19 protein-coding genes and 1 tRNA gene are annotated in these 20,529 nt (G+C 37.4%); 18 read left to right on the top strand and 2 right to left on the bottom strand.

Features of this window, described 5'->3' with window-relative positions:
• The first annotated feature begins 9 nt into the window (after positions 1 to 9).
• From CIK00_RS10550 to CIK00_RS10480, 15 genes are all read left to right on the top strand, one after another.
• Entirely contained in the window at positions 10 to 1,764 is a 1,755-nt protein-coding gene (locus tag CIK00_RS10550; protein WP_101768829.1) for a hydrogenase large subunit, read from the top strand.
• A gap of 8 nt (positions 1,765 to 1,772) precedes the next feature.
• Positions 1,773 to 2,321, top strand: coding sequence for a formate hydrogenlyase complex iron-sulfur subunit (locus CIK00_RS10545; protein WP_101768828.1), 549 nt, complete (start codon positions 1,773 to 1,775; stop codon positions 2,319 to 2,321).
• Positions 2,318 to 3,157 (top strand): NADH-quinone oxidoreductase subunit B family protein, encoded by an 840-nt coding sequence (locus CIK00_RS10540; protein ID WP_101768827.1) that lies wholly within the window; start codon positions 2,318 to 2,320, stop codon positions 3,155 to 3,157. The genes CIK00_RS10545 and CIK00_RS10540 overlap by 4 nt, the downstream gene beginning before the upstream one ends.
• Positions 3,154 to 3,603 carry a formate hydrogenlyase maturation HycH family protein gene (locus tag CIK00_RS10535; RefSeq protein WP_101768826.1) on the top strand — a complete coding sequence of 150 codons (450 nt, stop codon included), beginning with the start codon at positions 3,154 to 3,156 and terminating at the stop codon, positions 3,601 to 3,603. The genes CIK00_RS10540 and CIK00_RS10535 overlap by 4 nt, the downstream gene beginning before the upstream one ends.
• Before the next feature lie 70 nt (positions 3,604 to 3,673).
• Positions 3,674 to 4,168, top strand: coding sequence for a hydrogenase maturation peptidase HycI (gene hycI, locus CIK00_RS10530; RefSeq protein ID WP_101768886.1), 495 nt, complete (start codon positions 3,674 to 3,676; stop codon positions 4,166 to 4,168).
• Positions 4,169 to 4,425: 257 nt separating this feature from the next.
• On the top strand, positions 4,426 to 4,974 hold the full coding sequence (locus CIK00_RS10525) for a 4Fe-4S dicluster domain-containing protein (RefSeq protein WP_101768825.1): 549 nt from the start codon (positions 4,426 to 4,428) through the stop codon (positions 4,972 to 4,974).
• Positions 4,975 to 5,032: 58 nt separating this feature from the next.
• Positions 5,033 to 7,177, top strand: coding sequence for a formate dehydrogenase subunit alpha (gene fdhF, locus CIK00_RS10520; RefSeq protein WP_101768824.1), 2,145 nt, complete (start codon positions 5,033 to 5,035; stop codon positions 7,175 to 7,177).
• A gap of 319 nt (positions 7,178 to 7,496) precedes the next feature.
• Positions 7,497 to 9,566, top strand: coding sequence for a sigma 54-interacting transcriptional regulator (locus CIK00_RS10515; RefSeq protein ID WP_233426552.1), 2,070 nt, complete (start codon positions 7,497 to 7,499; stop codon positions 9,564 to 9,566).
• A gap of 83 nt (positions 9,567 to 9,649) precedes the next feature.
• Positions 9,650 to 10,450 (top strand): formate dehydrogenase accessory sulfurtransferase FdhD, encoded by an 801-nt coding sequence (fdhD, locus tag CIK00_RS10510; RefSeq protein ID WP_101768885.1) that lies wholly within the window; start codon positions 9,650 to 9,652, stop codon positions 10,448 to 10,450.
• A gap of 107 nt (positions 10,451 to 10,557) precedes the next feature.
• Positions 10,558 to 11,145 (top strand): HupE/UreJ family protein, encoded by a 588-nt coding sequence (locus CIK00_RS10505; RefSeq protein WP_101768822.1) that lies wholly within the window; start codon positions 10,558 to 10,560, stop codon positions 11,143 to 11,145.
• An 18-nt stretch (positions 11,146 to 11,163) separates the two neighbouring features.
• The gene (gene hypF / locus CIK00_RS10500) at positions 11,164 to 13,554 is read left to right on the top strand and encodes a carbamoyltransferase HypF (protein ID WP_101768821.1); all 2,391 of its coding nucleotides are present in this window, start codon (positions 11,164 to 11,166) and stop codon (positions 13,552 to 13,554) included.
• Positions 13,555 to 13,556: 2 nt separating this feature from the next.
• Positions 13,557 to 13,898, top strand: a complete 342-nt coding sequence (gene hypA / locus CIK00_RS10495; RefSeq protein WP_101768820.1) for a hydrogenase maturation nickel metallochaperone HypA — start codon at positions 13,557 to 13,559, stop codon at positions 13,896 to 13,898.
• Between the two features lies 1 nt (position 13,899).
• Positions 13,900 to 14,934 carry a hydrogenase nickel incorporation protein HypB gene (gene hypB, locus CIK00_RS10490; RefSeq protein WP_101768819.1) on the top strand — a complete coding sequence of 345 codons (1,035 nt, stop codon included), beginning with the start codon at positions 13,900 to 13,902 and terminating at the stop codon, positions 14,932 to 14,934.
• A gap of 264 nt (positions 14,935 to 15,198) precedes the next feature.
• Positions 15,199 to 15,501, top strand: a complete 303-nt coding sequence (locus CIK00_RS10485; RefSeq protein WP_101768818.1) for a hypothetical protein — start codon at positions 15,199 to 15,201, stop codon at positions 15,499 to 15,501.
• Between the two features lie 371 nt (positions 15,502 to 15,872).
• Complete coding sequence (locus tag CIK00_RS10480; protein ID WP_101768817.1) at positions 15,873 to 16,349, top strand: hypothetical protein; 477 nt, start codon at positions 15,873 to 15,875, stop codon at positions 16,347 to 16,349.
• 153 nt (positions 16,350 to 16,502) lie between these two features.
• On the opposite strand, the gene CIK00_RS10475 is transcribed toward CIK00_RS10480, so the two are convergent.
• Positions 16,503 to 16,576, bottom strand: a tRNA-Gly gene (locus CIK00_RS10475).
• Between the two features lie 383 nt (positions 16,577 to 16,959).
• On the opposite strand from CIK00_RS10475, the gene CIK00_RS10470 reads away from it, so the two are divergent.
• Positions 16,960 to 18,315 carry a sensor domain-containing diguanylate cyclase gene (locus CIK00_RS10470; protein WP_167388548.1) on the top strand — a complete coding sequence of 452 codons (1,356 nt, stop codon included), beginning with the start codon at positions 16,960 to 16,962 and terminating at the stop codon, positions 18,313 to 18,315.
• On the opposite strand, the gene CIK00_RS21175 is transcribed toward CIK00_RS10470, so the two are convergent.
• Positions 18,277 to 18,609: a hypothetical protein gene (locus CIK00_RS21175; protein WP_144043158.1), complete on the bottom strand. Its 333-nt coding sequence runs from the start codon at positions 18,607 to 18,609 to the stop codon at positions 18,277 to 18,279. The genes CIK00_RS10470 and CIK00_RS21175 overlap by 39 nt on opposite strands.
• A 177-nt stretch (positions 18,610 to 18,786) precedes the next feature.
• Here CIK00_RS21175 and CIK00_RS10465 point away from each other — a divergent pair, with 177 nt between their 5' ends.
• Entirely contained in the window at positions 18,787 to 19,029 is a 243-nt protein-coding gene (locus CIK00_RS10465) for a hypothetical protein (protein ID WP_101768815.1), read from the top strand.
• Between the two features lie 87 nt (positions 19,030 to 19,116).
• On the top strand, positions 19,117 to 20,421 hold the full coding sequence (locus CIK00_RS10460) for a lipopolysaccharide biosynthesis protein (protein ID WP_101768814.1): 1,305 nt from the start codon (positions 19,117 to 19,119) through the stop codon (positions 20,419 to 20,421).
• Positions 20,422 to 20,529 lie beyond the last annotated feature (108 nt).

Here is a 20,529-nt window from a genome sequence, read left to right as displayed (position 1 = left end):
GTAATAGATATGACAAACAATACATCTCAACAATTTCACTCGCAGCCACAAGCGGGTCGTATTGGTAAAAATTATGTCGATGGTGTGAATCATTTCTTTCCATCCGCGATTATTGATGAAGAGTGGCAGACAGAAAATCAAGTCACTATTACCGTTAAAATGACCTCGTTGGTTGAGGTGATGAAATGGCTTTATTACGATCAAGGCGGCTGGTTAACGGTTACTTTTGGTAATGATGAACGTAGCCTTAATGGTCACTTTGCGGTTTATCATGCGCTTTCAATGGAAGGTGAAGTAAAAAGCTGGGTAACCGTAAAAGTCTTAGTTGATGCTAATAGCCAAGAGTTTATTTCTATTACTCCAACTATTCCTGCTGCGGTATGGGGCGAACGTGAAATCCGTGATATGTACGGTTTACGTCCAGTAGGTTTACCCGATGAGCGTCGTTTAATACTGCCAGATGATTGGCCTGAAAACCTCCACCCATTACGTAAAGATGCGATGGATTACCGTCAGCGTCCACAACCAACAACAGAAACTGAAACGTACCAGTTTGATAATCAACTTGGTAATGACAGCAACCGTATCGTGCCTGTGGGTCCGTTACATATTACTTCAGATGAACCGGGTCACTTCCGTTTGTTCGTTGATGGTGAAGACATTGTTGATGCGGATTACCGTATGTTCTATGTTCACCGAGGTATGGAAAAATTAGCTGAAACACGCATGGGTTATCATGAAGTGGCACAGCTAACTGACCGTGTATGTGGTATCTGTGGTTTTACTCACAGTGTGGGTTACAGCAATACCATTGAAAACGCATTATCGGTTGATGTGCCATTCCGCGCCAAGATGATCCGTACGGTATTACTTGAAGTTGAACGTCTACATAGTCACTTGTTAAACATTGGCCTATCAAGCCACTTTGTTGGTTTTGACTCTGGCTTTATGCAATTTTTCCGTGTGCGTGAAAAGACCATGGAATTGGCCGAGTTACTAACGGGTGCGCGTAAAACATATGGCATGAACTTGATTGGTGGTGTACGTCGTGATTTTCTAAAACAGCAGCGCGTACAAGGTATTGCGATGGTAAAAGAAGTCCGTCAGAAGTTCTCTGAGCTGGTGGATGTTTTACTTTCAACGCCTAATATTGGAAGCCGCACTGAAGGTGTAGGTATTCTAACCAAGCAAGTCGCCCGTGATTTTAGCCCTGTAGGTCCATTGATTCGTGCGAGTGGTTTTAACCGCGATGTACGTATTGTGCATGGTCAATCATTAGAGTCATACGGTAGCGTACCGATTGATATTCAAGTGATGGAAAATGGTGATGTTTTCTCACGCGTTATGGTACGTGTACGCGAAGTATTTGAATCATTAAATGTGATTGAATACGGTCTTGATCACCTACCACCGGGTGCGATTTTAACGGAAGGTTTTGATTACAAACCTAATAAATTTGCACTTGGCTTTACTGAAGCACCACGTGGTGAAAACGTTCACTGGAGCATGACAGGCGATAACCAGAAGTTATTCCGCTGGCGTTGTCGTGCAGCAACGTATGCAAACTGGCCAACATTGCGTTATATGTTACGTGGTAATACTGTTGCTGATGCGCCGTTAATCATTGGTAGTTTAGATCCATGTTACTCATGTACTGACCGTGTAACGATTGTTGATACTAAGAAAAAACGCAGTAAAACCGTTCCTTATAAAGCGATTGAGCAATACAGCATTGACCGCAAGAACTCGCCATTCAAGCTTTAGGAGGTCATGTGTTTAAGTTATTAAAAACAGTAATTAAAACAGGTTCCGTTACCACTAAATATCCTTTTGCTCCGATGGAAGTGAGTGAGGATTTTCGTGGTAAGCCAGAGTTAGACGCTGATCAGTGTTTATCGTGTGGTGCTTGTACGCGTGCTTGTCCTGCCAATGCTTTGATCATGGAAACAGATACTAAAGCGGGAACACGTCGCTGGGAATTGTCTACTGCTCGTTGTATTTATTGTGGTCGTTGTGAAGAAGTCTGCCCAACAAAAGCAATTAAATTGACTCAAAATTTTGAGCTGGCGGTTACTAATAAAGCGGATCTTTATGATGAAGCGGTGTTTACTTTAGCGAACTGTCGCCAATGTGATCGTCCATTTGTGGCACGTAAGTTACTTGAATATGTCATGGATACCTTAGCGCACAGCGGTGTAACGGGTGAGCAACTTATAGAACGCCGTAAGCAAATTGAAACGTGTCCTGAATGTCGCCGTAGCAACAATATGTTAGATAGCGAAAATGTTAGTCATCTACGTTACCTTGAGGAGCAAAAGTGAAAGGTATTAAACAGCTAGTTGGTACAGCTCATACTCAAACTGTACCTGTCGCGCTTCCACCTAATAGCCAAAAGCTTAAAGATGCGTTGATCAAAGAAATTCGTCGTTCAGCTTACGTTTATCGTGTTGACTGTGGTGGTTGTAACGCCTGTGAAATTGAAATTTTTGCAGCAACAACACCAATTTTTGATACTGAACGTTTTGGTATTAAAATTGTTGCTTCACCTCGTCATGCTGATATTCTTTTGTTTACAGGTGCAGTAACACGCGCTATGCGAGCACCCGCATTACGTGCTTATGAAGCTGCGCCGGATCCCAAAATTGTAATTTCATATGGTGCATGTGGTTGTGATGGTGGTATTTTCCACGATCTTTATTGTGTGTGGGGCGGTACTGATAAAATTGTTCCCGTTGATGTTTACATTCCGGGTTGTCCGCCAACACCAGCAGCGACTATTTATGGTTTTGCGGTTGCATTAGGGCTACTTGATCAAAAATTAAAAGCTAAAGTACACCAACCTGAAGTACAAAAAGCGAGTTTAAAACACACTGAGATTCCATTGGATATTAAAGTGATGATTGAACGTCAAGCGCGCGTGCTTGCAGGTTATTTGCATGGACAACGTATTGCTGATGATGTGATGGATGTCTTAGCAACCTGTAGCGCTGATGATGTTGATCAAAAAATCAGTGCGTATCTTGCGACCAAAAATGATCCGCGATTAACAGAAATTGTGAATATTTTACTGTCAAAAACCATGGCAGCATTAACAGGTTCTGATGCGAGTTCAAGTGCGCAGCAAGGTCAGACATCATGTGGAGGTTGTCACCAATGAGTGATGTTTTAGCGGAGTTAACACAATCTCGCCATTTTCAAGGCCACGTCTACTTTTATACATTAGGACGTAAGTTTGTTGATGAAAGCTATGATGTGCCTGAAGAAGCTAAACAGATCATGTACTACAGCTTGGCAATTGGTCACCATTTAGGCGTGGTCGATTGCTTAAAAGCTGTAATTGAGTGTGAAGGTGATGAATACCTAAACTGGATCAGTGGCTTGCCACAAGATGGCGAAGCGTTCAATAAAATGAAAGGCTATTTTGTGTTTGGTGAAATTACGATTTATCCTGAACACCTTAATATGCTGGCGCTGGCTTTTGATCGCATTGATAGTTCAACTCAGAATGCCCGTTCACAGCAGTTAACCCGTGATTTTATTACTGCGCTTGGGGATATTCACCGCGAACCGACAATGTATATGATGATTAGAGGAATACGCTAACCATGTTACATGATGAAAATATACTACATGAGGTGAAGATATGCTTCAGGAAGTGAATTTGTCAACTATGATGGGTGAAAGTGTTTCTAATGATGATGTTGATCTATCGGTTAGTAATATTGTGCTTACCGTGGGTAATAGCATGATGGGTGACGATGGTGCAGGGCCATTATTAGCGAAGATGATCAAAGATAATCCGATATCAGGTTGGAGTGTGCTGGAAGGCGGCTCGATGCCAGAAGATTGTTTACATCTTATTCGTAAAGCACAGCCACAACGAGTGATTGTCGTGGATGCGGCAGATATTGGTGAACAAGCGGGTGAAATTAGAATTATTGATCCAGAAACTATTGTCGATATGTATGTGGTTTCGACCCATAGCTTACCGCTCAATTTCTTAATTGATGATTTAAAAACCTTTGTGCCTGAGGTCGTTTTTGTGGGTATCCAGCCCGCGATTGTGGCGTTTTCATTTCCATTAACTGAGATGGTGCAAGCAGCGGTTGCCACTATTTATCAGCGGCTACCTGAATGGCAAGGCTCTGGTGGCTTTGAACATTGTTAAGTTCTAACCATCATAAGTGTCGATGATGTGTCGATATTATTGACGAAAACTGTCGATGTAATTGACTCGTAGAAACTGATTATCGACATTCTAAAAAAAGAAAGCGTGACAGTGCTCGCACTTTCTTTTTTTTTGATTATATTTCATTTAGTTAAAAAAAATTATGATGATAGATATTTATTGGTACAATAAATGCTTATAAAGCATTACAGCGTAACGCTATGCTGTGATGTATCGACATTAACAAGGTATAGACCATGAACCGGTTTGTTTTTGCAGATCCAAATCTGTGTATTGGGTGTCGAACCTGTGAAATTGCTTGTGTTGTTTCTCACCAAGCTGATGGCAAACTAACAGGGATTGCTCCAGCAGATTTTTCACCACGGTTAACGTTGGTAAAAAATGTGCATGTGACAACCCTCGTAATGTGCCGTCAATGTGATGATGCACCTTGTGCGCAGGTTTGCCCTAATAACGCCATCGTTTTAGAAGATGGTTATGTAAAAGTAATTCAGTCTCGCTGTATCGGGTGTAAGACCTGTGTCATTGCTTGCCCTTACGGTGCAATGAATGTCGTGACTAAGATGGTTGAAGAATCAAAAGGTGCATCGCTATTTAAGCGTATGGTGCCTAAGTCTCAAGCATTAAAATGTGACTTGTGTTCTCATCGTGAAGCGGGTCCTGCATGTGTAGAAGTTTGTCCTACTAATGCTATTCAGATTATTGAAGCTGAAACGTTGATTGAAACAAGCAAACAAAAACGTGAAGCAGCTGCGCTTAATGCCGCTGTAGCGATTATTCGTTAGTGTTATAAACTTTCAGTTTAAAATACATATTAATAACAATTATAGCCAAAAGGTTAGAATGAAAAAATCAATTGTTGTTTGTCCCTACTGCGGTACTGGGTGCAAACTAAAGTTGGTTGTCGAAAATAACAAAGTCGTGGCAGCAGAACCAGCAATGGGTCGTACCAATGAAGGCCAACTTTGTTTGAAAGGCTACTATGGTTGGGATTTCCTCAACGATACCAACTTATTAACGCCTCGCTTGAAGCAACCAATGATTCGCCGTACACGTGAATCAGCATTAGAAGCCGTGTCTTGGGACGAAGCTATTCAATTTGCCGGCGATAAGCTAATGGCAATTAAAAAGCAGTATGGTCCAGATGCGATAATGACAACAGGTTCAGCCCGTGGTCCGGGTAACGAAGCCAACTATGTGATGCAAAAACTCGCAAGGGCGGTGATCGGAACCAACAATGTTGACCACTGTGCTAGGGTGTGACACGCACCATCAGTCTCCGGTCTGGAGACAACAGTAGGTAATGGCGCAATGAGTAACGCTATTCCCGAAATTCAACTTACTAAATGCTTACTCATTTTCGGTTACAACGCGGCTGATTCTCATCCAGTTGTAGCAAGACATATTCTTAAAGCCCGTGCAAATGGCGCTAAAATTATTGTATGTGACCCACGTAAGATCGAATCTGCGCGTGTTGCTGATCAGTGGTTAGCGTTGAAGAACGGTTCAAACATGGCACTCGTTAATGCGTTAGCGAATGTGATTATTGAAGAAAACTTATACGATAAATCTTTCGTTGAAAATAATACTGAAGGTTTTGCTGAGTTCCGTGAAATTGCGTCACGTTACACACCCGAAACAGTAGAAGAAGTAACAGGTCTTAAAGCTGCCGATATTCGCCTTGCTGCGCGTACTTATGCTGCGGCACCTGAAGCGATGATTCTATGGGGTATGGGTGTTACTCAGTATGGTCAAGCGGTTGATGTTGTTCGTGGTTTAGCAGGTCTTGCATTGCTAACGGGTAACTTTGGTCGTCCTGGTGTGGGTTGTGGTCCGGTTCGTGGTCAAAACAACGTTCAAGGTACCTGTGATATGGGTATGTTGCCGCACCAATTCCCTGGCTATCAAGATGTAAATATTGATGCAAACCGTGAAAAATTTGAAAAAGCATGGGGTGTTGAGCTTTCAGGTAAGCCGGGTTACCGCTTAACTGAATTAGGTCACAAGGTAAACGAAGGTGTTTGTAAAGCTTTCTATATCTTTGGTGAAGATCCAGCACAAACTGAAGCTGATTTATCCGTAATGCGCGATACTATGCGTAAGATGGATCTTGTTATCGTACAAGATATCTTCATGACTCAAACCGCTGAATTCGCTGATGTTATTTTCCCAGCTACAAGTTGGGGCGAACATGAAGGTGTTTACAGCAGTGCTGACCGTGGTTTCCAACGCTTTTATAAAGCCGTGATCCCTACGGGTAATGTGAAGCCAGACTGGGAAATCTTTAGTTTGTTAGCAACGTACATGGGTTACCCTATGTCGTATAACAATACCGAAGAAATCTGGAATGAATTACGTGCATTATGCCCTGATTATGCTGGCGTAACGTATGAGAAAATGGCTGATCTGAAATCTGTGCAATGGCCTTGTCCAACAGAAGATCATCCAGGAACCTCATACTTATTTGAAGGTAATAAGTTTACAACACCTTCAGGTAAAGGGATCTTTATTGGTTCTGATTGGCGTCCACCGCTAGAACAACCTGATGCTGATTATCCGTTAGTATTGTCAACTGTGCGTGAAGTAGGTCACTACTCTTGTCGTTCAATGACAGGTAACTGTTCTGCATTACAAACATTGGCGGATGAACCTGGTTATGTGCAAATGCATCCAGATGATGCCAAAGCATTGGGGATCGATGATCAACAATTAGTTTGGGTTTCTTCTCGCCGTGGTAAAGTTATCTCTCGTGCTAACTACAATGAGCGTGTGAACAAAGGTGTTGTATACATGACATACCAATGGTGGATTGGTGCATGTAATGAATTAACCATTGAACATGTTGATCCTATTTCAGGTACGCCTGAATTTAAATATTGTGCTGTTAAAGTAGAAAATATTGATGATCAACCGTGGGCTGAAAATTATGTACAAACTGAGTACAGTAATTTGAAAGCACGCTTAAAAAACCATGTTAAAAATGCGTAAATATATTGTTTAAATAAAACCTGTTGCGTTTTATATACAATATATAACATCATAAATGAAAATAAGGTTTCCAAGATAAAAGATTGATTATTTTTATTTTTGAGCCTTATTTTTTTATTTGATAAAATAAGTATTTTAATTTATTTATCAGTTCAAAATGTTGCATTATTACCAGTTTTATTTTAAAGATACTATTGTTAATAATTATTGATTGATATGGATCAATACTTGGTTATTAAAATGATTGAGAATTGTATAACAAATGCTTGGATTCTTATTCGCTATTCGAGCCATATTATCAGTAAGAGTTAATATTAGCATGGGAAATTTTGAAAGTGATTTAATGATCTTTTCTAAGGCATTATTGACGATAAATGATATATCAGGTGTTATAAATTTTCTAAATAATGAAAAATTATTATTTATCGATGCTGATCGTGTTAATATTATTCTAAAAGATGATATAAATGCACAATCAATTCTATATTATCAAAATGCAGATAAGGAATTTCAACATCATGATTATTCAGGAGATATTTTAAATTTCCATCATGTCGTATCACATGAATACAGTCATTATATTAATGGCGAAGAATTTTATCGTACTTTCCCTCAATTATCTCTTCATCCTGCATACACTAATATTCAAACTTATTGTAAAATACCGCTACTAATAGCAAATCAACAATTAGGTGTGATTGAATATATTAATCTTCGTTTACCTAATCATGATGATGTAGAAAAACAATTTAAGTTGTTCAATAATATGATTGCTGCAATGATCGAACATATGCTTGGGCATCAAGTTGCTTCATCGTTGACACAACAATTAAGTCATGAACATCAGGATTTTCAGTTTATAGTTGATGTGACTAATGCCGTTATTAATCAGAGTTCAAAACAAGAGCTGATTAGTTCGTTATTACGTTTTTTATATCAACGATTTGGAATGAATGAACTATCGATTATACAGTCTCAAGATGGGCACTATAATCAATATTCGGGTAGTGATGTTGATGGGGAAATGGACTATCAATGCCATTTCTTCACTGATGATAGTATGATTAGAAATGTAGTTGAAAATAATCAAGTGGCTATTTTGACTTCCGCGGATATTTATAAAATAAGTAATAATGAGAATAGTCCTTATTTTTCATCGCAGGCGAAAAGTGCGTCTATAATCCCAATGATATTTCGGGGTATAACGACGGGTTATATTTGTTATGTCAGAACAATAGAAACACAATTTCAATCCAGTGAGATTGAATTATTTAAACAAATATCAGCACGAGTTGCATTGGCGATACACAGTATTAAAGTACATCAATCTACGACGCCTCATCGAACGCTGACTAAATTTATCAGTGTTGAAGATTGTTATGATGAACCTGCCATTTTTGATGACATTATTAGTCAAAGTGAAGTGATGAATAAGGTCTTGGAGCAAGTTGCATTAGTAGCCAGTTATGATAGTACGGTATTGATTTTAGGTGAATCAGGTACGGGTAAGGAATTAATTGCTCGCGCGATTCATAAAATGAGTCATCGCAGTAAAACGAATATGGTCAAGATGAACTGCGCCGCTATTCCAAGTGGCTTGTTTGAAAGTGAATTGTTCGGTCATGAGCGTGGCGCATTCACTGGTGCCATAACACAACGGGTAGGTCGGTTTGAACAAGCAGATAAAGGTACGCTATTTCTTGATGAAATAGGTGATATGCCATTGGAGCTACAGCCTAAATTATTGCGTGTTTTACAAGAAAATGAAATTGAACGCGTAGGTAAGAATCAGCTCATTAGTATTGATGTACGTATTATTGTGGCGACGAATGTTAATTTATTACAAATGGTGCAACAGAAACGATTTAGAAATGATTTGTATTATCGTCTAAATGTTTTTCCAATTGAAATACCACCGTTACGTGAACGGGCTGAAGATATTCCATTATTGGTAAAACATTTTACTCGTGAATTAGCAAAAAAAATGGGGAAAACTATTACGTCGATTGCGGTGGAAGATATGGCTATCATGCAGCAATTCTCGTGGCCAGGTAATGTGCGTGAATTACGGAATATCATTGAACGTTCGGTGATTTTAACCCGTGGTCATGTACTAAATGTACCCACCCAAGAATTAATTTCTTTACCTGTAATGTTAACCAATACTGCAATTGATAGTACTGCGATAGAGGTTATGCCATCAATCAATGTAAAGCCGACAACAGTGATAATTGATAAACAAATGATTATCGATGCATTGATAAACTGCCACGGTGTTATCGCTGGGCTTAATGGTGTCGCAAATCAACTGGGATTAAAGCGAACCACATTATTATCACGTATGAAAAAAATGGGTTTGAATAGTCAAGATTATCGTTTGATTAGCTAAATACTATAAATAAAACAATAAATATCGTAATCGATAAGTAAAGGATAAAGATATTGAACACCTTTGAAGCGTTACCGGAATCGATGTTTTGTAATGCAAGCGAACGTTCTATTGTACGTTACCGTAAAGGCAAAAATGATTGCTGTGAACTTGATTTCATCATTGAAGAAACGCCGGTTGCCATTGCTTTTAATGGTGTTGCTTACACCGTAATGATGTGTACGCCAAATGATTTAGAACAATTTGCGATTGGTTTTTCGTTATCAGAAGGGATCATTGATCATCATCGTGATATTCATGATATTGAAATGACACCAACCTGTGATGGCATTAATATTAATCTCACGGTTGCTAATCGTTGTATTGTGCGTTTGCAGCAAAAACGTCGTTCATTAGCTGGGCTAACTGGGTGTGGTATTTGCGGTGAAGAAAAACTAGAAACCGTGTGTCGAGCATTAGACCCTGTACCATCATCGGTGCAGTTTGATTTAAGTTACCTTGATCCCGTATTACAACAATTATTACGGAAACAACAACTGAACCAATTAACTGGATCAGCACATGCGGCGGTATATATCGACCAACAAGGTCAAGTGGCTGCAATTTTTGAAGATGTAGGTCGTCACATTGCGCTTGATAAATTGGTAGGGTGTATTCATCAACGACAGTTAACAGGTGGCGCAGTATTAGTCACGAGTCGTGCTAGTTTTGAGATGGTTCAAAAAGCGGCAGCAGCAGGGGTTGAAGTGTTGTTAGCCATTTCATCTGCAACTAAAATGGCGGTTGATCTGGCTGAAAAACTTAACCTAACGTTATTAGGCCATTGTCGTAATGGTCGCGCAGATGCATATACTCACCCTGAACGTATTATAGGGATGATTTAATAACAATTAATTATTTAAAATAAATAAGTACGAAATAGTCGTGCTTGTTTATAATAAATCTCCCGCAACGTCGGGTTTTCATTCTATTACACTAAGGACAAAAATAAATGAAATTTAAACATGTTATTACTGGTGCGCTTACTCTTTTTTCACCACTCGCTTTAGCGCATCCTGGTCACATTGGTCCTCATTCAGCCACTGGCTTTATGACGGGTTTTGTACACCCATTTACAGGTCTTGATCACTTATCTGTAATGATTGGTGTTGGCTTATTAGCTGCGTTGATTGGTGGTAAAGCTGTATCTCGTTTACCAATGGCATTCATTGGGATTATGGTTGTTGGTGGTGCATTAGGTGTTGCTGGTATGGTATTGCCTGGTGTTGAAATGGGTATTGCTTTATCAGTGCTTGGTATGGGCGCGATGTTATTGGCTGGTGGTCGTATGTCAGAGAAAGTGGCAACGGGCTTAGTCATGGCATTTGCACTATTTCATGGCATGGCTCACGGTATGGAAATGCCACTTGACGCACAAGCGCTAGAATATTTTAGTGGTTTTGTTGTCGCAACTGCAATCTTACATGTGTCAGGTATTGCATTAGGTAAATTAGTTATGAATTCTGCTGTAAACCAACGTGTAATGCGTGTAGTTGGTGTTGTTATGGCAGCCTTTGGTGGCATTTTAATGCTGTCGTAATTTAGCTGGAAAATCGTAGTGAAAGACAACTTTGCACGACAATATATTCATATTACCGGCATTGTACAAGGGGTCGGTTTCCGCCCCTTTGTTTACCAATTAGCGCTGCAATATGCGTTGGTTGGGTGGGTAATTAATGATTCGGAAGGGGTTAAAATAGAGGCTCAAGGTGAGACTGAAAACCTTAAGCAATTTATTATTAATCTTCAACAACAAGCACCGCCTTTAAGTCGTATTGATCAAATGACGGTAACACTATTACCGTTGTGGTTAGCCGCTGAAAAACCCGCACTATTCAGTATCGAGAAAAGTCAGCACTGTGATAGCACCACGGTCTGTGTTTCTCCCGATCAAGGGCTTTGTAATGCTTGTAAACAAGACATTGCTAACCCTGCCTCGCGTTACTATCACTATCCTTTTACCAACTGTACTCACTGTGGTCCTCGTTATAGCATTACTCGTGCTTTGCCCTACGACAGAGCAACCACTAGTATGCAAGGTTTTGTATTATGTAGTGATTGTCAGCAAGCGTATGTGAATCCGCTTGATCGTCGTTATCATGCTCAGCCAATAAGTTGTGCTGTTTGTGGGCCGTGGACACGATTTATTGATTATAAAGACAACGCAACATCAGATATTGAATTAACACAACAAGCCGCTATTAATCAATTAGCAAAACGTCTCCAAGCTGGTGCTGTAGTTGCGATTAAAGGGTTAGGTGGATTTCATCTTGTTTGTGATGGCTCTAATACTCAAGCTGTTGCAAAATTACGTCACATTAAACATCGTCAGCAAAAGCCATTGGCTGTGATGGTCGCTGATATTAAGACTGCACAACAATGGGTTATAGGTGATCCTATTGAGTGGCAAGCATTGGATTCTCAAGCTCGTCCAATCGTATTAATGCATAAATCTCAATCAATATCTTTAAATGATATTAACGCTGTAAATATTGCTACGAATGTTGCCCCAAATGTGCCTTATTTAGGGGTTATGTTGCCTTATACACCCTTGCATTATTTATTGTTTACCGCATTGGCTGACATTAATGCCACCGCGGTGTTAGTCATGACTAGTGCTAATGTGTCAGGTATGCCCATTGCAACGGATATTAAGCAAGTTGAGCAGCAATTTTTAGGTGTGATCGATAGTGTACTTGATCATAATCGTCCAATTGTTCATGCCTGTGATGACAGTGTGGTTCATTATGCGGGTGGTAAAATTCGAACGTTACGTATGGCTCGAGGCTATGCACCTTATAGTCAATTTGGTAAAAAATCTGAGACAATAACGTTAGCATTAGGTGCGCAACAAAAATCCACGATCGCTTTAGCTCTACCTCAACAATGGGTATTGTCGCCTTATATTGGTGATCTTAATAACCTTGATACAGAGCAGCGTTATCAACAAACTATTGTTGATCTTCAAGGGTTATATCAAGTTACAGCACCACAACTTGTGTGTGATAAGCACCCTAGTTACTATTCAACGGCTTATGCTAAACAATTGATTTCAGCGTCTCAAACGTCATTAAATTTACTTCAAGTACAACATCATCATGCGCATATTTTAGCAGTAATGGCTGAACATAATCTCACTAAGCCTGTGATTGGTTTTACCTTTGATGGTACAGGTTGGGGGGATGATAATTCGGTATGGGGTGGTGAGGTGCTATTAGCATCATGTCAGACTTATCAACGCATTGGTCATTTACGCTGTTTCCGTCTTATTGGTGGAGAGCAAGCAATAAAAGAGCCTGCACGATTATTATTGGCGATGTTACTGGAGTGCTATGAACTTGATGATATTAAAGCGATGCAATTAGGTGCTTTTTCAACATGGAGTGAGACGCATTTTAGTAACTTGTATCAATTATGGCAAAGCGGCAGCCGTTCACCTTATACCTCGTCAATGGGACGATTTATTGATGCTTGGGCTTGTTTATTAGGGCTGGTGGATAAGGTTAATTATGAAGGTCAATGTGGGTTGCTGTTAGAACAAGCTGCTACACAAGATATTGATCATATTCCTTTATCATTTCAGCTCACGGCTGATGGCATTATTGATTGGCAGCCTTTGCTTGCGTCTGTATTGCCGCTTATTCATGGAATAAGTCATGATCAACGTCAAACATGGATCAACAGCTTGGCGCGTAGTGTATTTATGGCAATAGCTGAAATGATTGTCACTATTGCGAAACAACATCCCCATCATGCTGTTGTATTAGGTGGCGGCGTGTTTCAAAATCGCGTGTTAGTCGATCATATTTACCAGCAATTTTCTGGTCAATCCCAACCGCTATATTGTGGTGAAAAATTGCCTTCAAATGATGCTTCAATAGCTGCTGGGCAATTGTGGTATGCACTTCATCATCATAGAGATGCAGCCATCGAATTACAGGAATTGTAACCATGCATGAATTATCACTGAGTATAAATACAGTTGATACCGTAGTTGAACAAGCTAGAAAGCAGGGATTTAAACGTGTCATAAGTGTGACATTATCCATTGGCACTTTGTCGTGTATCGAACCTCAGGCATTAGCTACGGGGTTCGAATTTGCTAGCCGTGGCACCATTGCTGAAGATGCTAAATTGAATATTGAATCGATTGCAGCCCGAGTGTGGTGTTTAGATTGTTTGCAACATGTAGAAATTCCTGAGCGTGGTGTGAGTTGCCCACGTTGTCACGGTTATCAGCTTAAAGTTGAAACTGGAGAAGAATTAATGATTAAAAATATCGAGGTTGAATAATATGTGCAATGTATGCGGTTGTGGCGATAGTCAAATTGAAGGCCACTCTCACGAACACCATTCTCACGAAGATAAACATGAACATCCACATCAGCACAATGATCATTCAGCTATAGATATGCCACAATCGATTGTGATCCATCACCATTATCACCATCAAGGTGATGTTCATCATCATGTTCATTACACTTTGCCTGCGGGAACTATGCCCGAGCAAGCAACCGATGGACATGATTATGAGCACGTACCACATTCACATGATCACAGCCATCATCATGCAGATAATCACCAGCATGAACAGCATCAACCCGAGCGTCTAGAAACGGGTGACTTGCATTATGGTAAAGGTGAAGCAGAAGTGCATGTTGCAGGTGTATCACAGCGACAATTATTAACATTAGAAATGGATATTTTAGGTAATAATAATCAACTGGCCGTACATAATCGTGAACATTTTATTGAAAACCGTCAATTAGTGCTTAATTTAGTCTCAAGCCCCGGTTCTGGTAAAACAACGTTGTTAACTGAAACCTTAATGACATTAAAAGATCAGTGTGCTTGTGCTGTGATCGAAGGTGATCAACAAACCAGTAATGATGCTGATCGTATTCGTGCGACAACTGTGCCTGCGATTCAAGTTAATACAGGCAAAGGTTGTCATCTTGATGCGCAGATGATCCATGATGCTTACCATCAGCTAGCGATTAATGAGCCAGGGTTTTTGTTTATTGAAAATGTGGGTAATTTAGTTTGTCCTGCAAGTTTTGATTTAGGTGAAGCCGCTAAAGTTGCTATTTTATCAGTAACAGAAGGCGAGGATAAACCGCTTAAATATCCCAATATGTTTGCCGCAGCAGATTTAATGATCATTAATAAAATTGATCTATTGCCTTATGTTGATGTCAATATAGAAGATTGTATTGCGAATGCACGTAAAGTAAATCCCACCATTCAAGTTATTAAGCTGTCGGCAAAAACCGGTGAAGGGATGGATGCATGGTTTAACTGGTTAAATGAAAATCGACAACAATTGTAATTAATTAGCGTATTTTATTTGTTATTAAAATGCTGTAAATATTATTTATATAGATACAGCATTTTTACTATTTTTATGTGTGGTCAATATTTAATATTAATTAGTGATAGTGTTCAAAAATTTGTTTAAATAAATAAATTAGTACTATCATTTTTTTGATTTATCTATAGAATCCCGCGCAAACAAGCTAACAGGGCTTAAACGCGTACTTGCGTTCAGTCTCTCATTAGCGACAATCTTGATGATAAACAACGTAAGTAGCCAATGAAAAAATACACTTTTGTTACAGCATTATTATTATTAGCTGGCTGTGATATTACTACTGAAACCCTTCAGCCTCCCACTGTTCAAGATATTGAAATGTGTCAACAACGGATTGTGGTTAAAACTAATTATAAAGTTACAGCGATGTCAGATAATAGTTTAGATAATAAATCTAAAGATAATCGTGGTTGGGTCTATGTTAATTATCAAAAAGATAATAATCGGGGTTACTTAAAATTTCGATGTAATGCTGCCTATGTTGAAGTTTGGGCTGCTGGCGCTGCGATGTGGACTGGTTTATAAGTGATTATTATGAATGCTCGTACTGATACAGTACGAGCATTTTTATATATACAGATTACGATGTAGACATGTGTAGTAACAAGCCATTTTAGAACCAATCATTTTCGTGATTATCTTATGGTATTAAAAAATCATTTTTATAGATTAATTTTAGTGCTATTTATGATATCAATCGCAAAAAAATGCACTGTAAAAGTAGATTGAAATTTTATTTGTGATCAGCCTTTATTCGTTTTTATTAAAAATTTTCATTATTAAATTTGTCGTTATTATATTGATATGTTTTCTAGATAGTGATGCCATAAAATTTAAGTTTGGATAAAACAATACCGTGCAGGGATTGTTTATTTTATTGATGTTAAAGGAATAATATGAGTAAATTTTTTTGGCTTGCTTGGGCTTGTGCCACAATGTTACCTGTTCATGTGAATGCATCAGAATGGAATTCTTCAGGAATCGATGGACACTATGTTTTATCGTCATTGATTGATGAACAGCAGGGGCAACAAAAAGTATTTTTTTCGCTTTATAAGGCAAAGTATAACAATAATGGTTTTGAGCGATTTTTAAGTCAATGCAATAAAAATGGATTTGATAAGACGGTGTTAATGACGATTAATGGTCAAAAAATAGAGATGGATAAGATTTGTCGTAGGACGGAAGACAGTAAAAATTATTGGGTATATACGCCAACAACCAATAAAGGTCTAGCTTTTCTCATTACACAATTTAAATATACCGAAACTGTTAATATTCATAAAATTTTCATCAATATCTATAATCAAAAATCAGATTTACACTTTAAGATTTCTGCCGAAGGGTTTGTTCAATCGTGGAATAAATCATAAGAGTGGTTTGAGCATACATTAATTATTGTTGTAATTGTAGAAGCGATATCAATAGTTTGATATCGTTTTTTTTTGCTAAAATACCAGAAAGCGATCCTAAGGTTGGAATACTTAATTTTAGTAACAATATGATATTTACATTAAGAAATGTATTGGAGCGGATAACGGGAATCGAACCCGTGTCATTAGCTTGGGAAGCTAAGGTAATACCATTATACGATATCCGCTTTACGAGTAGACAATAAACATTTGTTGTTATGGGGTCAATAAAAATTATGGAAAATAGCTGAATTAGTATAAAAACATGAATAAAATGTACTATATTCGATAGTCAATGTTTAAAATACTCGCAAAATCAATATCAAAATTTACCTGTTTTTTTATATTTTTTACCATATTTTATGTTCTAAATGGATTTTTTGGCTAAGATACTACAATAATATGCTTAAATTGTGACAAAATGTGTATTTTTAACTATATTTTATATTCATTGTTTTGTATATGATTTAGTATATCGGATACGAGCATATGAATGTGACTATTAAACATACAATGAGTAGCTATATGGATAGCGCCATTCTACTTTTTAATGCACCCTGAAGTATTGATAATGAAGTTAAAAATCACACCATCAAGTTTAGCAATAATTGTATCCTTATTATTGACTCTAATAGCACTGGAAATGTTTTTTTTAAATGAAAAAAAACAATTTGAATTACTGAATAAGAAAAATGATTTAGTTTTAGAACAAGGCGTATCAAAAATTATCAATAATGAAATTAATAATATGATAATTAGTTTGAAAACGTTTAATTTGTTATTGAAATCAAATGATTATAATGCTAGTGCTAAAGATTTTGATAAATTAGCAAAAGAAGTTATGGCAACAAATAATAGTGTCTCTGAATTACAGTTTGCACCACAAGGCGTCATTCAATTTACATATCCTTATTCAAAGGAAAATTCCGCGATCGGGCACGATTTAAATCGATTAAAAGGCAGGCATAAAGGTGTATTGTTGTCTATTGATAATCAATTACTTACCTTGATAGGCCCAGTTAAACTCATTCAAAATGATCATTTATCTTTTATTTTAAGGTTGCCTCTTTTTAATAAACAATCAGAATTTATCGGTTTTGTTATTGCTATTAGTGATTTTGAAAATATCAGTAATAAGCTACCATTGAAAAAATTAGCGTATAAAATACAAGGGTTTAATCCCGATGGTAAGATATCAACCATATTTGATAACATCATTGATAAAACAGCGGGAACGATAAACGTTTTTACGGTTCCTGTACCTAATGGTAAATGGTTGTTTTCTATACAAAATAAAAAATATGACCCTGAAAATTATTTTGTGATTCATGTGTTATTATATTTAATAGTGATTGCTTTTTTCTTATATATATATAAGCGTGAACGTTACCTTTTGTTAACTAATATTTATATTAATGATACTAATTATATATTGAAGCACGAGGCTATTACGGATGAATTAACAAGTATTTATAACCGTAGATATATGAATAATATAATGAAAAAGGTATTTTTTTCTAATGTTACCTCTATTCATAGTATTGCTTTTTTAGATATTGATCATTTTAAAATAGTTAATGATACCTATGGACATGATGCTGGTGATGAAATATTAAGAGTTTTTGCTGAGATTTGTTCAAATAATATTCGCACTAGTGATATATTCGCTCGTTGGGGAGGTGAAGAGTTTATTTTATTTATGGATAAAACGAGTCGAATTCATGCGGAGGATGTATGTTATCGAATTCTAAGGGCCGTTAATCAACATTCTTTTTTATATAACAGTCAGGTTATTCATATTACAGTATCCATTGGCTTAACGTCATTTTCACCAAAAAATGATAAAATTGATGCAGTATTTAAAAATATTGATGACGCAGTTTATCATTCAAAAAAGAATGGTCGTAATCGCATTACCGTTATATAAGCAGAGTTTTGTACTGAAATTAATGAGATCGATTGATAAGTCGTCGTCGTAAGAACAGTAAATAAATGGTTGAGATAATAATCTTAGTAGCCCTTTCTCTTGTGCCGTTGGATCAAGGGTTAAATCATGTAAATGCAGGTGAATACTCTTAGTTACAGGGGGGTATTGGGTGTGATTTAGGTTCGAACCTTTGTGATAAGGATGACTAATAAGATAACCGATAACTTGCTGTTGCTCATTAAGACAAACAAAACAAGTTTGTGGTGATACCGTGACTTTACTTTTTAAGACCACAGTTTTTTCTGGGAAATTAGCACTATAAGCGGCGTGTTAACGGTCTTCGTTTTGATACATTTGTTGTTTTACGTAGAGATTTCTAAAAAATTTGATTTCATTTTAAATTATTAACCATCCTATGAAAATTGTTAGAATATGGAATGATATTTTAATTATATTATTTTTGGATTTAAAATGGCGTCATTAATTGGTTGTTTATTATTACCACAACAGCAATTAAAGTGTCGGCTAGTTATCGCTCGATTTAAAATAAAAAGTACAGAGAAAACAATACGTTATTGTATTAACCATGGATTAAATACTAATCTTCAATATTTGTTACATCATTTAGATCGTTACTGTGCTGAATTTGAAGTGATTTATGCTTTAATTTACGAAAAAAAGCATTATCAAATAAATGATAATACTGATTTTTAGTTGTAAATGATTAAATCTGCTATTCGTTTGAGATCTCATACAGAAAATCCAGTATCATATCTATATGTTTATTTATAGTTATTACGCATGAAAGAATCGCAAGCCATTCCTTTAGTTGACGATGTTGATACATTAACACGATTAAAAAAAGCATTTGTTGCGGGTATTTGGGCAACATTAGCCAGTATTTCGATTGGCTTTTTGTTTAAAGTTTGGCTGGCACAATGGGTAGCAAAAGATGATTTAGCGCTATTTAATAGTGTTATTGATATTGTATCGTTATCATTGATTTTAATGACAGGCTTTCGATCATCAATGGTTGTTACCTACAGCCAGACGCATAATGATCATGACATTATAAATATATTCCGCTTTAGTTTAATTATCGTTGTACTTATTACATGGGGATTAGTTTTACCCTATATAAAACATGAATTGCATATCAATGTCGGCTATTTTGAAATGGTCGGTGTTATTTTTGGTATGGGGTTAAAAATATACTTTACCAATTTAATCGCCATGTACCGTTTATATGACGTCTCAAATAAAGTGACATGGATTGAACCGACATCAAATGTTATCACCTTTGTCTGCTGTTATTACGTGTTTCATTTTACCGCATTAGCTTCTCTTTTTTATAGCGTTATGGCGTCCTCATTGATTGTGGCGCATTTTATGTATTGGAAGCGCAGAAAACAAATAGCGACCAAACCGCTAACCACGGTGCAGCTTGATCCGAATATGCGTAATTATGTTCGTAAAAGTTTTACTGCATCTTTAGAAGCTGGAGCCAGTATTTTAATGATTTACGCGGCGGTTCTGCTAACGATTACCCATTTTAGTTTAGATGAATTAGGTGATTTCCAAGTGGTCGTTCGGCCGATTTTTACCTATATGACAATGCTATTTGTATTTCCTATTTATCGGTTTGTATTGCCAGAGTTATCGCAAAGTGTACGTAAAGGTGAACACGCTCAAATACGTGCTATCCGCCGTTGGATATATCGATTAGCTGTCATTGTGAGTGTGAGTTTTTTCTTGGTTATGCTTATTGGGGGCAAAGATATTATTGGGTTTATTTTCCCTGCACAATATAAAGGCGCAGAGATTGTATTATTTCATTTCTCTATTTTCTTTATTTTTATGATGCTCAATGCTTATCAGTTAGCATATATTAAAGCCCACGGTAAATTTACACTGAGTTTAATGATTCGATTAAGTGGCATTGTAACCTTAGTTATCAGCTATTATTTTTTAGCATTATTTACTGCTAATGTGGTGGCGATTATCGTTGCGCTAGGCTTCGGTTATGTGATGATGTTTATTCTATCGACCATCGCAGAGCAGCAAATTCTACGTGAATATCGACGCCAAGGTGTTAGTGTTGATTGATATTGAGTGATTAAATCAACCGAATGTGAGTCAATAAAAAAGGTTGAGTGTGTCGTTATTTCTTTCTTATTTGAAAGTGATCACCATTCAACCTTTTTATTTTCTAGA

Origin of the sequence: Photobacterium carnosum (assembly GCF_002849605.1) — a bacterium.
Lineage (GTDB): Bacteria > Pseudomonadota > Gammaproteobacteria > Enterobacterales > Vibrionaceae > Photobacterium > Photobacterium carnosum.
Note: the sequence above shows the minus strand (reverse complement) of the source record. Positions and strands in the feature narration are given on the sequence as shown.

What these genes read in the sequence shown, in the direction of transcription:
- CIK00_RS10550 (WP_101768829.1), top strand. Translation starts at nt 10, where the DNA reads ATGACAAACAATACATCTCAACAATTTCACTCGCAGCCACAAGCGGGT.
- CIK00_RS10535 (WP_101768826.1), top strand. Translation starts at nt 3,154, where the DNA reads ATGAGTGATGTTTTAGCGGAGTTAACACAATCTCGCCATTTTCAAGGC.
- hycI (WP_101768886.1), top strand. Translation starts at nt 3,674, where the DNA reads ATGGGTGAAAGTGTTTCTAATGATGATGTTGATCTATCGGTTAGTAAT.
- CIK00_RS10525 (WP_101768825.1), top strand. Translation starts at nt 4,426, where the DNA reads ATGAACCGGTTTGTTTTTGCAGATCCAAATCTGTGTATTGGGTGTCGA.
- CIK00_RS10515 (WP_233426552.1), top strand. Translation starts at nt 7,497, where the DNA reads ATGGGAAATTTTGAAAGTGATTTAATGATCTTTTCTAAGGCATTATTG.
- fdhD (WP_101768885.1), top strand. Translation starts at nt 9,650, where the DNA reads ATGTTTTGTAATGCAAGCGAACGTTCTATTGTACGTTACCGTAAAGGC.
- CIK00_RS10505 (WP_101768822.1), top strand. Translation starts at nt 10,558, where the DNA reads ATGAAATTTAAACATGTTATTACTGGTGCGCTTACTCTTTTTTCACCA.
- hypA (WP_101768820.1), top strand. Translation starts at nt 13,557, where the DNA reads ATGCATGAATTATCACTGAGTATAAATACAGTTGATACCGTAGTTGAA.
- hypB (WP_101768819.1), top strand. Translation starts at nt 13,900, where the DNA reads ATGTGCAATGTATGCGGTTGTGGCGATAGTCAAATTGAAGGCCACTCT.
- CIK00_RS10485 (WP_101768818.1), top strand. Translation starts at nt 15,199, where the DNA reads ATGAAAAAATACACTTTTGTTACAGCATTATTATTATTAGCTGGCTGT.
- CIK00_RS10480 (WP_101768817.1), top strand. Translation starts at nt 15,873, where the DNA reads ATGAGTAAATTTTTTTGGCTTGCTTGGGCTTGTGCCACAATGTTACCT.
- CIK00_RS10470 (WP_167388548.1), top strand. Translation starts at nt 16,960, where the DNA reads ATGAAGTTAAAAATCACACCATCAAGTTTAGCAATAATTGTATCCTTA.
- CIK00_RS10465 (WP_101768815.1), top strand. Translation starts at nt 18,787, where the DNA reads ATGGCGTCATTAATTGGTTGTTTATTATTACCACAACAGCAATTAAAG.
- CIK00_RS10460 (WP_101768814.1), top strand. Translation starts at nt 19,117, where the DNA reads ATGAAAGAATCGCAAGCCATTCCTTTAGTTGACGATGTTGATACATTA.